The sequence below is a fragment of the Bacillus mexicanus genome, assembly GCF_050445615.1.
Taxonomy (GTDB): Bacteria; Bacillota; Bacilli; order Bacillales; family Bacillaceae; genus Bacillus; species Bacillus mexicanus.
Genome location: NZ_JBCEYV010000003.1, coordinates 402,113 through 415,441 on the forward strand (window position 1 = coordinate 402,113; position 13,329 = coordinate 415,441).

Here is a 13,329-nt window from a genome sequence, read left to right on the forward strand (position 1 = left end):
CGGCGGGTTCAATAACTTAAAAACTTTCCTATAGCTGTTCCAACTACAACAATGGAATTAATTAAAATCAGAAACATTGTGAACATCCATTGTTGATAAAATCCTAGTTGCGTTCCTTTAACTAATTTTTTCATTAGATCTAAACCTATGTGTGTCCCTATACCAACAGCCATTCCAGCTACAAAATAATAAGGGAACAAAACAATCAAAATCGCCCATAAAGCCAACTGAATCCATATGTTATGAGTATATTTTTCTTGTCGGATATAAAACAAGGATATAGACCCTATAAATATTCCAATAAAGTACGTTAGTGCTGGTTTCTCAATCGGAAAAACAAAATAACTTGCCCAACCGATCAGTATTCCTATTAGAATGTAATATTTTTTTTCCACCATCCTCACCTCGCTTGTTATTATCGATGTTGGTATATTGCTAAATTTTATCTTTGTTCCTTGTTTTTAAGAAAAATCCAAAAATATACTGAATATTCTTGCGAAATGTTTCCCGTGAAACATTTTAAATTTTGTTTTATTAGAAACAAGGTATATCCACCATTTTCAAAAATTGTTCAAAAAGAAAGTATAGCTGGAGGTAATATATATTATGAGAAAGTATTTTGGTACTGATGGAGTAAGAGGAATCGCTAACAAAGACCTTACACCAGAATTAGCATACAAACTTGGAAAAAGCGCTGGTTATGTTTTAACCAAGAATTTTAAAGCAAATAGTACACTCAAAAAGAAACCAGTTTTTGTTATAGGAAAAGACACAAGAATTTCTGGTCCAATGCTAGAATATGCTCTTATTTCTGGTCTTACTTCTTCGGGGGTAGACGTAATACAATTAGGCATCATACCAACACCAGGAGTGGCATTTTTAACAAAACAAATTGCTGATGGTGGAGCGATGATCTCTGCTTCTCACAACCCATTTGAAGACAATGGCATTAAATTTTTTAACAGCAACGGATTTAAATTAGCAGACGAAATAGAGTTGCAAATTGAATATTTTTTAGAAAATATTAACGAACTTCCCAATCCTACAAACGATAATATAGGAATGACAATTAGCAACAAAGATGCTGCCAATCTTTATATTAAATTTTTAAAGGATACTATCGATCAATCTTTTGAGCACTTGAAGATTGTTTTAGATTGTTCTAACGGCGCCGCTTCAACAATTGCACCAACATTATTCAAAAGTCTTTGTGCGGATGTTTATACCTATAGCGCTAATCCTGATGGGACAAATATAAATTCAGGTTGCGGATCCACACATCCAGACTTTTTAAGAGAAAAAGTGTTAGAGCATAATGCTGATATAGGATTAGCATTTGATGGAGACGCGGACAGATTAATTGCTGTTGATGAGCTAGGAAATATTATAGATGGGGACCAGATATTATATTTATGTGCTAAGTCATTATCATTAAAAGGAAAACTCTCTAACAACACAGTCGTTTCAACAGTAATGAGTAACTTCGGTTTCAAAAAAGCACTAAAGAAAATCGGCGTAAATACAGTGGAAACAAAAGTTGGAGACCGCTATGTTTTAGAAGAAATGATTAAAGGAAGACATTGCTTAGGAGGAGAACAATCCGGACATATAATTTTTTCAGATTACAATACTACCGGAGATGGAATTTTAAGCGCACTTCAATTAATTAATGTTTTAAAAGAATCTTCGTCTTCCCTTTCAGAGTTACTAGGCGACTTTAAAAAATATCCTCAAGAATTAGCCAACATACGAGTTAACAACAAAAAAGCTTGGGAAAACAGCCCTTCTGTCAACAAGGCCATACAAAAAGCAGAAGAAACGCTTTCTGGTAATGGACGAGTTTTAGTTAGAGCCTCCGGAACAGAAAACCTTATTCGTGTTATGGTGGAAGGCGAAAATCTCAAACTTGTTCAAGAATTGACAGGCAGCATAGCAAAAGAAATTAAAAATATTTCATAATAAAAACCCCTTGATGAATAAAAACATCAAGGGGTTAATTTTTTGAAAGCATTTAGGCTATAAAGAAATCCAAAAGGATTATCGATAACTTAAGCGGCCTTCGTTGCATTTTTTACATTGCTTTCCTTGCTTACGCATACATTTATCACAGATACAATAATCACATATATCACATTCGTAAAATTCTTCTTCATCATAATCATATCTGCGTTTGCAATGATCACACATCATATTATCCCTCCCCGTTCTCTTATAACGAAATTTTCAGCAAAAACTTAAAAAATATTAAAAAATCCGGGGATACATTTTAAGTCCAATTTAACCTGTCTACTATATTGCCTTCATAGAAAAAAGTATTTTATAATTTGAAAAATCAATAATCACTAAGAAAGGGAATAAATTAATGCAGGTATTTTCATCAATATATTTAAAAAATCATATGAAAAATTGCAACAAAAGAGTTGATTCTCTTTATTGCTTAGCAAATATCCCCCACGAAACTCACGATGATCTTAGCTTCGAAAACAATTTAGATTACGAAGTTCTAGGCATCCATTGGTCTAATGAATCATTTGTTGTTATGAATGACTTCGGAGAAGTTACCGAGGTAAGCATCTACGACCGTCGTTTTAAAGTGTACCAATACACTGAAAATTATATTTATCCTGCAAACTTTTTAATGGGTGTAGGTATGAACAAAAAAAATCATTGGAATTGGTTTAATTAGTTGTCCCTTTTTTTAAGGTTTCTTCTTTCGCTAGTCGAATAGCTTAGAAGGAACTTTTTTTTAGGAGGAAATTTACCAATGAGAGGTTTAATTATCAAATTTATTATTTTCATTGCGGCGATTTCTTTTGCTGCAACTGGGGGTTATTTATGGTATAAAGATAAATCAAATGTTTCTCCAGGAAGCATAGACATTTCCGAGGGAACTTCAGTTAGACAAGTAGCAGACTTATTAGAAGTAAACGGATTAATAAAGGATGCAGATGTTTTTTATTATTACATAAGGGTTAAGCAATTGTATTATGATCTAGCACCTTGGACAAGCAAAAAGTTTGAAGTTAGTTTCAAATCTGGAACTTTTAAATTGGATTCTAAAACATTTGATTCGCTAATCGCTGAATTGAATAAAGTCGATAATTCGGCATTAGACGAATCCTCAAATGCTTATATTACGATCCCAGAAGGCACCACAATTGAACAAATGAGCAACATACTTTCAGAAAAAAACATAGTAAATAAAGATGCCTTTCTAAGAACAGTGAATGACAAAGATTATTACAGTGAGCTACGAAAAAAATATCTTTGGTTACCAGAATATAATCAGCAAAAAATGGTTCAGCTCGAAGGGTATTTACACGCAGACACTTATGATTTCCAGAAGAACACACTTCCTCACGTAATAATAGAAAAGATGTTGGAGGAAACAAACAAATGGTACATAGAGAATAAAATAAAAATAATGAACTCAGGTTACACATTTGATCAATTATTGACTTTATCTTCTGTTGTAGAAAAGGAATCGAAATTTTCCGAGGATAGACCCAAAGTTGCTCAGGTTTTCTATAATAGGCTAGCTAAAGGTATGAAATTGGAAAGTGATATCACAGCATCTTATGCCAATAAAGAACATAAGGTTTTTATGACTTACGACGATATAGATACTGTTTCACCATATAATACTTATGTAACCCCTGGATTACCAATTGGACCAATTAATGCTCCGAGTAAAGAATCATTTTACGCAACTTTAAATCCAGCAGGAAAACAATTTAAAGCTATATACTTTTATGCTAGACCAAATGGACAAACATTTTATGCAGAAACCTTTCCTCAACACGAAGAATACAGAAAGAAATATGAAAAAGAATGGTTGGAATTAACCAAAAAATAAAAAAGCCGGTATGAATATGCCGGCTTTTTTACATAACCATCTCACTTTTCTATCCCCTTTTCTTAGGTGAAACCCTATCAAAAAAAACACCGAACAAGACTTACTGACAAGTTGAACAAAAGATAAGCACTTTTCTTTCTTAAATAATGGATTTTTTCGGGGATATAGATTATTATCTTCAAAAATTATAGATTAGGGGGAATTAACTTATGGAGAACCGTTATCACACTGGCACTTTTTTGGTTAATAACGAATCATTAATCGTATCCGTTAATCATTATATTTGCCATTTAACAGATAAGTATGAAGACGACATACTAATGAAACCTATAGATTGCTTGTTTTCATCAGAGGAAGACTCATTAATTCATTCCACTGGTAAACATATACCTGTTTTCTTCGAAAAAAGTAAAATCTTATTTTCAGATGGCGAATACACGTTATATATCGTTTGGAACGAAAATGTAGAACTTGAAAATCACCCAATATATAAAACTATAACAAACCAAACAAACGATATGATATCTATTATTGACTCTTCATCAAAAATTATATTTGCAACACCTTCACACCAAACTTATCTTGAATCTCCCCCATCTTTTTTCGAAAAAAGACCTTTCCTTGAATTCATACACGAAGATGATAATGTTCATATAACTCATATTATCAATAGAGTTTTCGAAAAGAACGAAAGACACGAAATTAGCTTCAGAATCAATGGGGCAAATGATCACATTGTAGTTAACGGGAGCTTTAACCCAGTTATAGGGAAAAATAACGAAGTACAATATGTTGTCATCATAATGAGAGATTTAGATATACAAAATAGAGATTTACAAAATGTTATAGAAAGGGAGCATAGATTTAAATCTTTATTTGATCAAAATCCTGATTTTGTATTCTCTTTAGATTTAGATTCTTGCTTCACTGATATTAACGACGCAATGTTAGACGCTACAGGCTTTACAAGGGACGAGATACTCGATAGACCGTTTTCTACCCTTATACTACCTGAATACTTTAAAAAGGTCGTAGAGAGCCTTATACACGTTAAAAATGGCGTTAGAAAAAACTATGATACAGTTATGATCAAAAAACAAGGGAGCCCTATCTTTGTTTCCTTATCTCTATTCCCTATATATGTACATAACATTATTGTTGGTATACACGGAATCGCTAAAAATATAAGCAAACAAAAAGAATACGAAAGAACCATTTATAAGTTAGCCTATAAAGATACTTTAACTAACCTACCGAATAGAGCGAGCTTCCAACAAGAAATTATCAAAACAGTAAACAAAGCTGAAGAAAACTCTAATAAATTTGCTCTTATCTTTTTTGATATAGACAATTTTAAAAATGTAAACGATACATTAGGACACTCAGCTGGCGATTCCTTATTGAAACAAACTTCTGATCGTATAAAAGACTTGTTGCCCTCTCATTGTCATTTGTACAGAATGAGCGGCGATGAATTCACTATCATTGTTGATACTTTCCATAGAAAATCCGAATTAACTGAAATCGCAAAAATAATATTGGGAGGGTTCCAAGACACTTTTGAAGTTGAAGGTCACGAAATTTTAATTTCTTCTTCTATCGGAATAGCCACATTCCCAGATGACACAAATAGTTCAGAGGATCTTACTAGATATGCTGACTCTGCAATGTATCACTCTAAACAAAAAGGGAAAAATTATTACAGCTTTTTCAATGAAAGTATGATTATTGATCAAAGCGAACAATTCCATCTTAACGGGAATCTAAGAAAAGCAATTGAAAACAATGAATTCAAACTCCATTACCAGCCAATAGTTGATGCCAATACAGGAGAAATCATATCCGCCGAAGCTCTAATTAGGTGGTACTCTGAAGAACAAGGAATAATTTCTCCAGGAATTTTTATTCCCTTAGCAGAAGTTTCTGGAATGATTCATACTTTAGGTGCTTGGGTAATTCAAGAAGCTTGTAGACAATTAAAAGAGTGGAAATCCAATGGAAACAAAGTTGTTCCAATTAGTATTAATGTTTCAGGGAGACAATTTGAACGACAAGATGTTTATCGAACTATCCAACGAAATTTAAGAAAATTTGGGTTAGAGCCACATCTCTTAACCATAGAAGTTACCGAAACAGTTGCTATGAAACGCAAAAAAAATGTTCTAAACGTACTAGATAAAATTAAAGAGTTAGGTTGTGGATTAGCAATAGATGACTTTGGATCTGGCTACTCATCTCTATCTTATCTAAAAGATTTTCCAGTTAATCGGTTGAAAATGGATAAATCTTTTACCGAAGGAATCCTTTCAGATTCAAAAATGAAACAAATTGTAGAAATAATAATTGTACTCGGACACGTATTGAATTTAGAGGTTATTGCGGAAGGAGTAGAAACCGAGGAGGAATTAAAAATTTTAAGGTCAATCGGCACCGATGGAATTCAAGGTTATTTCTTCTCAAAACCTTTACCTGCCAACGAATTTGAAAAAAAATATTTAAAAAAGTAACACCCAAACCCAACCAATTGTGAAAGAGGTGATAAATTGAATAATAAAATTTTAAAAAAATGGTCCGAAGCTGCTTTCGAACTAGCCAAACAAATTAAAAAAGATGACTCCCCATCAATTTACTCTTATATGATAATTAGTTCATCTACAATAATCGAGCTATTCTTTACCACCATAGACTCAATTAAATCAGAAGATTTCCCCTTTACAACAAAAAATCAATATATAAAAAAATTAAAAGACTTAAAGCCAAATCAAATAAAACAACTTTATGTTTTTTTCCTTCTTGATTATTTTCCATTTTTAAAATTAGAAATGAATCCAGAATTTTTTAAAGTATTCCCTATTAGTTACCAGGAACTATTAGAAGGTTTCCAAGAATCTTTTAACAATTTTCCAACAGAATTAAGGCTTTTAGAAAAAACGATAGAAGAATATGAAAGACCATTTCATTCTCGGACTTTCTTGCAGAGATCAGGATTGCCTATTAATCAAGATGATATATTTTTAATTCAGACCCTTAATGAATTTAAATATGAGTTGTTCCATCAATTCAATAAAAATATTTCTAGATTGATAAAGGCCAGAAATAGAAAGTTATAAATATGGGAGAGATTTATATGAAAAAAGCTTGCGAAAACTGTTCATTATATACACCTTCAACAGATAATGAAGGCTATTGTAATTTTTGGATGAAAAATGTTTGCAAAAAGGATTACTGTGTAGAATACAAGTTTAACTATAATATCGAAAACAAAAGCAGCTAATAGGAGCTGCTTTTTCAACCTTTTATAGAATAAACGGTATTATTTTTTTTGTTCTTTTTTGATAGTCAACATAGTCGCTTCCAAAAAACGTTTTCAAATTCTTTTCTTCAACATTAATTTGAATAAGAAATATAGTTAGCGAAAATGCTACTATACATATTAGTAAAATCCAATTCAACAATGCTAGACCTATCCCCCATAAAGCATACATAAATCCAGCATAACAAGGATGTCTTAAAAGTGAAAAAGGGCCTTTTAGTATGAGTTTGGGAGCTTCTTGGAGCTGCAATGTTGCAGCATAATAATTACCCAATATATGCATACTGTATTGTCTTAAAACTACACCGATCAACATTATGAAAATTCCCAACCAATAAAAAAACTGTTGATATTCTTTTATATCACCTATTTCGCTTATAGACATAAATATTGCTGCGGTGATCGCGAATGTGAAAGTCATTATCGCAAACTTTACTATTAATTTCTTGTCATTCCTCTTAGGTCTTTTACCTTGAATAATAAAAATTCTATACTCCAGTATGACCCAAAATAATAGCATATATCCCAGTGACTCTTGAAGTGATAAATTAAAAACCAATTATTACTCCTCCTCCCTAGCCCACTTGATCTGTTATTCTCTTTATTTGATTTCCCTCTAATCACAAAAAAGATGAGACGATTGTATAGTCTCATCTTTTTTGTGGTTTATTTTTTTGTTTTTTCAATGTCGATATTGTTAAGGAATCTTAATAAATCCCCATAAATTACTTGGTCAGAGAAGGTTAACTCCATTTTCACCTTTTCTATATAAGGTCTACAACTATCAATATTTGTTTCTCCACCAGTATACTTATCATAACAAACTCCATTTTTATATACCACATCACTGGTCGCAAAAGAACCATCTCTTTCTATCACAAAACTTGGTCTTTCTTCAGATAATAAGTCTTGTCCAAAAGTGATCGGGTTAGGATCATTAATTCCGAGGAGACTTAAAATCGTAGGTCGCAAGTCTACTTGCCCAGATACTTTACTCATAATTTTATTATTAGTGTATCCCGGAATGTGAACAAATAAAGGAGTCCTCTGAAGTTGGAAGTATTCAAAGTCGTTTATATTTTTTCCTAGATACATTCCCATAGATCTATTATGATTTTCTGATATACCGAAATGATCTCCATAAATTATCAAAACTGAGTTCTCATATAACCCTTCTTTTTTCAATTCTTCAACAAATTGCTTCAAAGCCTCATCTGTATACCTAACAGTTTGAAAATAACGATCTAACGTTTTACTTGGGTAATTACCTTGATCGATTGTTGCATCTGCGTCGTCTAAAACAAAGGGGTAGTGATTTGTCAAAGTAATCATTTTTGTATAAAAAGGTTGTGGCATATTTTTTATATGTTCGATAGATTGTCTGAAGAAGTCTTTGTCTTTTAATCCCCAACCAATCGAATTTTTTTCGTTAACATCATAAGAATTCACATCAAAAAACTTATCATACCCCAAGTTTGGATAAACAATATCCCTATTCCAAAATGAACTGTTATTTGCGTGCTGCACGGCTGTATAGTAACCATTTTCTTTTAACACTTTAGGTAGCCCATAATAGGTATTTCTTCCGTGGGTGAAAAACACCGATCCCCTATCCAAAGGGTATAACGAATTCTCTAAAAGAAATTCTGAATCAGACGTCCTTCCTTGTGCCACTTGGTGATAGAAATTATCGAAGTATATGCTTTCTTTTTTAAATTTGTTCATAAACGGAGTTATTTCTTGACCATTTAATTTGTTATCAATGACAAAGGATTGTGTACTTTCTAGGGAAACCACTATCACGTTTTTACCTTTGGCAATACCAGCGAAGTTTTCATTTACATCTTTATGCTTGCTTTTTATGTACTTATAAACTGTGTTGATCTCGTCACTATCGGCCATTGCCTTTTGTGCAGAAGTTTTACTTTGCAGGTAGGCATCATAGATATGATAATTATACAAACCAATATTTTTGATCAGAATTTCTCTATCAAACGTTCTAGATAATAAATCAGGTCTTTCTTTTTCTGATAAACCCATATTAATTAAAAATATAAGTATTGATGAATAGATAAAGATGCTTGCTTGTTTACCATTCCATTTGATTTCTTTTTTTCTCTTGACCCACAACATTAAAACAAACAATAAAATTACATCTATCCAATAAAAAATATCTTTCCATTCCAATATGTCTCCTAGGCTACTAGTCAGAGTACTAGCGTTACTGGTTTGTAGAAGAACAGGTATCGTTATGTAATCATTAAGTTCTCTAAAATATAAAACGTTAGCAAACAAAACAAATGTTCCAACTAGATAGGCAGTGAATATTCCCCAATGTTTAAATAACATTCCTATACCAAGCAGCAGCAAAACACTACTTAATGGATTGAAACTTAAAATAAAATGCTGCGTTTTATTTTCAAGGTCTAAATCGAACACATTAGTTTGAACATAATTTACTTTGCCCCATAATAGTCCAATAAACAAAATTATTATAGCAATTTTCCCCGCGTTTTTTCTCATCTTTACCTCCACATCTAGTTTTAAAATCCATTTCTTCTTATTTATATTTTTTTACAACCCTTTTATTAGCGAAAACAAACTATAAATTTATCAGCTACTATAAAACAAAAAGAATGGGTTATAAAAACCCATTCTTTTTGTTTATATATATTTTTTCACAACTTCCATATCATCAAAATGAATTGTCTTTTGATCAATCATTTGATAAGTCTCGTGCCCTTTTCCAGCAATTAATACCAGATCATCTTTTCCAGCCTTTTCAATAGCAGATTTAATCGCTTCTTCCCTATCGCTTATAATCAAATAATTCGATCTATTTATACCTTTTTCTATGTCCTTTATGATTTCTGAAGGATTTTCTGTTCGAGGGTTATCAGAAGTGATGATACTTAGATCTGAATATTTCGAGGATATTCCACCCATAATAGGCCTTTTTGTTTTATCTCTATCTCCACCACATCCAAAAACAGTTATAATCTTTCTCGGATTGAATTCGACAATCGTTTTTAACACGTTTTCCAAGGCATCTGGAGTGTGTGCATAGTCAATTACAACAGATGCCCCCTTTTTAGTTTCTATGCTTTCAAAACGCCCTCTAGCACCTTTTATACGCGCAAGAGTTTCAATAACGTTTTCTATAGGGACTCCCAAATATGTTGCAGCACCTATAGCAGCCAACGTATTATAAATATTAAATTTACCTGGAAGATTTATTTTGACTGCGTATTCTTCCCCTTTGAAATCCAATGTAAATAATGAACCAGTTGCCTTCAACACAATATTATTAGCAGTAATATCAGCATCATTTTCAATACCATATGTTATTAATTGTGCGTCTTTCTCTATGTTTTTTTCCTTGAAATAGTCAGTAAAATATCTTCCGGTCGGGTCATCTGTATTTATAACAGCCACTTTACATAGATCAAACAACTTTTTTTTGGCTTTTTGGTAAGTTTCCATATCCCCGTGATAATCCAAATGATCCTCTGTTAAATTTGTGAAAATACCGACGTTTATACTGCAATCATCTACTCTGTGTTGATCTAAAGCGATTGATGTTACTTCCATAACAACATCTGTCGCTTTTTGTTTTATCATTTCATTTAGGATCATATGAAGTTCCAATGAGTCAGGCGTTGTTGGTGTAGTTTTTGATAAATTTAGATCCGAATTATTTAATTGAATTCCTATAGTTCCTATTACTCCAACATTCTTTTTAATTCTCATTAACATTTCTGAGATTAAATATGATATTGATGTCTTTCCATTTGTCCCTGTTACCCCGACAATATTCATTTTTTTAGACGGACTACCAAAGAAAATGTTTGATATTTGTGATAACACAACCCTGGAATTATCCACTTTAATTACAGTTGTTCTCCTTTTATCATTAATTTTTACGGGTTTTTGCACCAATATCGCAGCTGCCCCTTTTTTTATTGCTTCTTCAACAAAAGAGTGACCATCTAACTTTTCTCCTTGAATGCATACATATAACGAACCTTTTTGTACTTTTCTAGAATCATAAGTTATGTTGGTAATATTAATGTTTAAACTTCCTGTAACAAGCTCATAATTTACTTGATTCAATAATGTATTAAGTTTCATTTTATTAACTTCTCCTTTAGTTTTTAAAAAAAGCAAATCCCAGTATTTACTGAAATTTGCTTAATTTTTTAAGCCGTTATTACTAAGTTTTTGTAAGTAATGCAAACTAGTCAATGATGTATTACTTACTATACGAATTGTTTATTGTACAGTAACACTTTTCGCTAGATTTCGTGGTTTATCAATATCGCAACCTCTATGTAAAGCAGCATAATAACTTATTAATTGCATTGGAACAACACTAATCAAAGAAGATAACAAAGGATTAGTTTTTGGTAACACAAATCGATCTTCTTGTTGTTCAAGACCTTCCATAGCTAATATACAGCTTTTAGCTCCTCTTGCATTTACTTCTTGTACATTGCCTCGAATCATTAGATTAACATCCTCAGATGTAATTGGAACGATTACCGGCGTGCCTTCCTCAATTAGAGCAATAGTACCGTGTTTTAACTCTCCCCCAGCAAACCCTTCTGCCTGAATATAAGAGATTTCCTTTAATTTAAGAGCACCTTCAAGACAGACATTGTAATCCATCGTTCTTCCAATGAAAAAACAATTCCTTGCATTGGAAAGATATTCTTTAGCAATATCCTCAAAGATGTCTTTTTGATCGACCATTTGCTCCATACCTTGTGCTATTTTAGAAAGTTCTGTTCTTAGTTCGAATTGTTCAGGAAGCCCCTTTTCATTGCGTAATACATCTGCGAGGATGCTCATTACCGCGATTTGAGCTGTATACGCTTTTGTCGATGCAACTGCTATTTCTGGTCCCGCAAACAACAACAATGTATGGTCAGCTTCCCGAGATAAGGTTGACCCCTTTACGTTTGTAAGTGTAAGTGTTTTAATTCCTAATTTTTTTACCATTTGCAGGGCTTCTCGGCTGTCTGCTGTTTCTCCACTTTGAGAAATAAACATTGCGAAGGATTTATCTTCAAACATCGGGGGGTCTTGAGTAAATTCACTAGCAATATGTACTTCAGTTGGGATTCCAACAAGTTTCTCCAATAGTTTTTTCCCAACTAAACCAGCGTGATAACTTGTTCCGCAAGCAACAATATATAACCTTTTTGCTGATAATATATCTTTCTTTAATTTATTATCTATGTCGAACTGCTCTTTATGAGTGTATTCATTAATTAATTGACGGATTACTGCTGGCTGTTCATCAGTTTCCTTCAACATATAGTGACTGTACGTCCCTTTTTCTAAATCACCTGGGTCTATTTCAGCTTTAAATGTTCCTCTTTCTACCTTTTCACCAGAAATTTTAAAATGAGAAATAGAATCAGCTGTTAAGAAAGCCATTTCTTCGTCTTCTAATTCGATAAACTCATCTGTTAGATTGATGACTGCCATTGCGTCACTAGCTACCATATTTTCTCCTCTTCCCTTACCAATAAGTAGAGGACTCTTATTTTTAGCAACATATAGAGTATTTTCATCTTCCAGATCAATCATAGCAATAGCATAACTTCCTTCTAACAGATTTAGCGTTAATCTGAAGGCCTCAGATGTAGAGTTTGTTTTATAATACATTTTTTCCATTAATTGAACTACTACTTCTGTATCTGTATCGCTTTGAAACTCAACATCTGTTAGATATTCATTTTTTAGTTCTTGGTAATTTTCAATGATGCCATTATGAACCAACACAAATCTTTCACTGTTACTTGTATGAGGGTGTGCATTTTTCCTTGTCGCAGGCCCGTGCGTGGCCCATCTAGTATGTCCAATACCAGCAGTAGCCTGGTTATTAGAATCAAGAATCTTTCTTAAATTTTCTATTCTCCCTTTTGCTTTGTCCACTCTAACTTGATTTTCCTGAATCGTAGCAATACCAGCTGAATCGTATCCTCTGTATTCAAGTTTACTTAATCCTGCAATTAAATGATCTTGCGCTTTTTTGCGCCCGATATAGCCTACTATTCCACACATATATTTTGTCCTCCTGATAAGTAATTATTGATTATTTTTAATAAGGTGAATAACACCTTTTACAATCTCAATTATCATATTTAATTCT

General features: G+C 32.5%; 10 protein-coding genes. 5 read left to right on the forward strand and 5 right to left on the reverse strand.

The features are described from left to right. Window positions 1-8 precede the first annotated feature (8 nt). Complete coding sequence (locus AAGG74_RS17260; protein WP_429676437.1) at window positions 9-395, reverse strand: hypothetical protein; 387 nt, start codon at window positions 393-395, stop codon at window positions 9-11. A 211-nt stretch (window positions 396-606) separates the two neighbouring features. Here AAGG74_RS17260 and glmM point away from each other — a divergent pair, with 211 nt between their 5' ends. The 5 genes from glmM to AAGG74_RS17285 all read left to right on the forward strand — a co-directional run bounded on the left by glmM (window position 607) and on the right by AAGG74_RS17285 (window position 6,966). Next, the gene (gene glmM / locus AAGG74_RS17265) at window positions 607-1,959 is read left to right on the forward strand and encodes a phosphoglucosamine mutase (RefSeq protein ID WP_429676438.1); all 1,353 of its coding nucleotides are present in this window, start codon (window positions 607-609) and stop codon (window positions 1,957-1,959) included. Between the two features lie 403 nt (window positions 1,960-2,362). Beyond that, window positions 2,363-2,686, forward strand: coding sequence for a hypothetical protein (locus tag AAGG74_RS17270; RefSeq protein WP_429676439.1), 324 nt, complete (start codon window positions 2,363-2,365; stop codon window positions 2,684-2,686). A gap of 78 nt (window positions 2,687-2,764) precedes the next feature. Further along, on the forward strand, window positions 2,765-3,856 hold the full coding sequence (mltG, locus tag AAGG74_RS17275) for an endolytic transglycosylase MltG (protein ID WP_429676440.1): 1,092 nt from the start codon (window positions 2,765-2,767) through the stop codon (window positions 3,854-3,856). 209 nt (window positions 3,857-4,065) lie between these two features. Continuing rightward, window positions 4,066-6,363 carry an EAL domain-containing protein gene (locus AAGG74_RS17280; protein ID WP_429676441.1) on the forward strand — a complete coding sequence of 766 codons (2,298 nt, stop codon included), beginning with the start codon at window positions 4,066-4,068 and terminating at the stop codon, window positions 6,361-6,363. 36 nt (window positions 6,364-6,399) lie between these two features. Continuing rightward, window positions 6,400-6,966 carry a hypothetical protein gene (locus AAGG74_RS17285; RefSeq protein WP_429676443.1) on the forward strand — a complete coding sequence of 189 codons (567 nt, stop codon included), beginning with the start codon at window positions 6,400-6,402 and terminating at the stop codon, window positions 6,964-6,966. A 186-nt stretch (window positions 6,967-7,152) separates the two neighbouring features. Here AAGG74_RS17285 and AAGG74_RS17290 read toward each other — a convergent pair whose 3' ends face one another. From AAGG74_RS17290 to glmS, 4 genes are all read right to left on the reverse strand, one after another. Next, window positions 7,153-7,728, reverse strand: a complete 576-nt coding sequence (locus AAGG74_RS17290) for a methyltransferase family protein (RefSeq protein WP_429676444.1) — start codon at window positions 7,726-7,728, stop codon at window positions 7,153-7,155. 107 nt (window positions 7,729-7,835) lie between these two features. Beyond that, window positions 7,836-9,692: an LTA synthase family protein gene (locus tag AAGG74_RS17295; protein ID WP_429676445.1), complete on the reverse strand. Its 1,857-nt coding sequence runs from the start codon at window positions 9,690-9,692 to the stop codon at window positions 7,836-7,838. 141 nt (window positions 9,693-9,833) lie between these two features. Beyond that, window positions 9,834-11,300 (reverse strand): UDP-N-acetylmuramoyl-L-alanyl-D-glutamate--2,6-diaminopimelate ligase, encoded by a 1,467-nt coding sequence (locus AAGG74_RS17300; RefSeq protein WP_429676446.1) that lies wholly within the window; start codon window positions 11,298-11,300, stop codon window positions 9,834-9,836. Window positions 11,301-11,441: 141 nt separating this feature from the next. Continuing rightward, window positions 11,442-13,241, reverse strand: a complete 1,800-nt coding sequence (gene glmS / locus AAGG74_RS17305; protein ID WP_429676447.1) for a glutamine--fructose-6-phosphate transaminase (isomerizing) — start codon at window positions 13,239-13,241, stop codon at window positions 11,442-11,444. Between the last annotated feature and the right edge of the window lie 88 nt (window positions 13,242-13,329).

Excerpts from the sequence above, each read along its gene's own strand:
- glmM (WP_429676438.1), top strand. The coding sequence starts at position 607 with ATGAGAAAGTATTTTGGTACTGATGGAGTAAGAGGAATCGCTAACAAA.
- AAGG74_RS17270 (WP_429676439.1), top strand. The coding sequence starts at position 2,363 with ATGCAGGTATTTTCATCAATATATTTAAAAAATCATATGAAAAATTGC.
- mltG (WP_429676440.1), top strand. The coding sequence starts at position 2,765 with ATGAGAGGTTTAATTATCAAATTTATTATTTTCATTGCGGCGATTTCT.
- AAGG74_RS17280 (WP_429676441.1), top strand. The coding sequence starts at position 4,066 with ATGGAGAACCGTTATCACACTGGCACTTTTTTGGTTAATAACGAATCA.
- AAGG74_RS17295 (WP_429676445.1), bottom strand. The coding sequence starts at position 9,692 with ATGAGAAAAAACGCGGGGAAAATTGCTATAATAATTTTGTTTATTGGA.
- AAGG74_RS17300 (WP_429676446.1), bottom strand. The coding sequence starts at position 11,300 with ATGAAACTTAATACATTATTGAATCAAGTAAATTATGAGCTTGTTACA.
- glmS (WP_429676447.1), bottom strand. The coding sequence starts at position 13,241 with ATGTGTGGAATAGTAGGCTATATCGGGCGCAAAAAAGCGCAAGATCAT.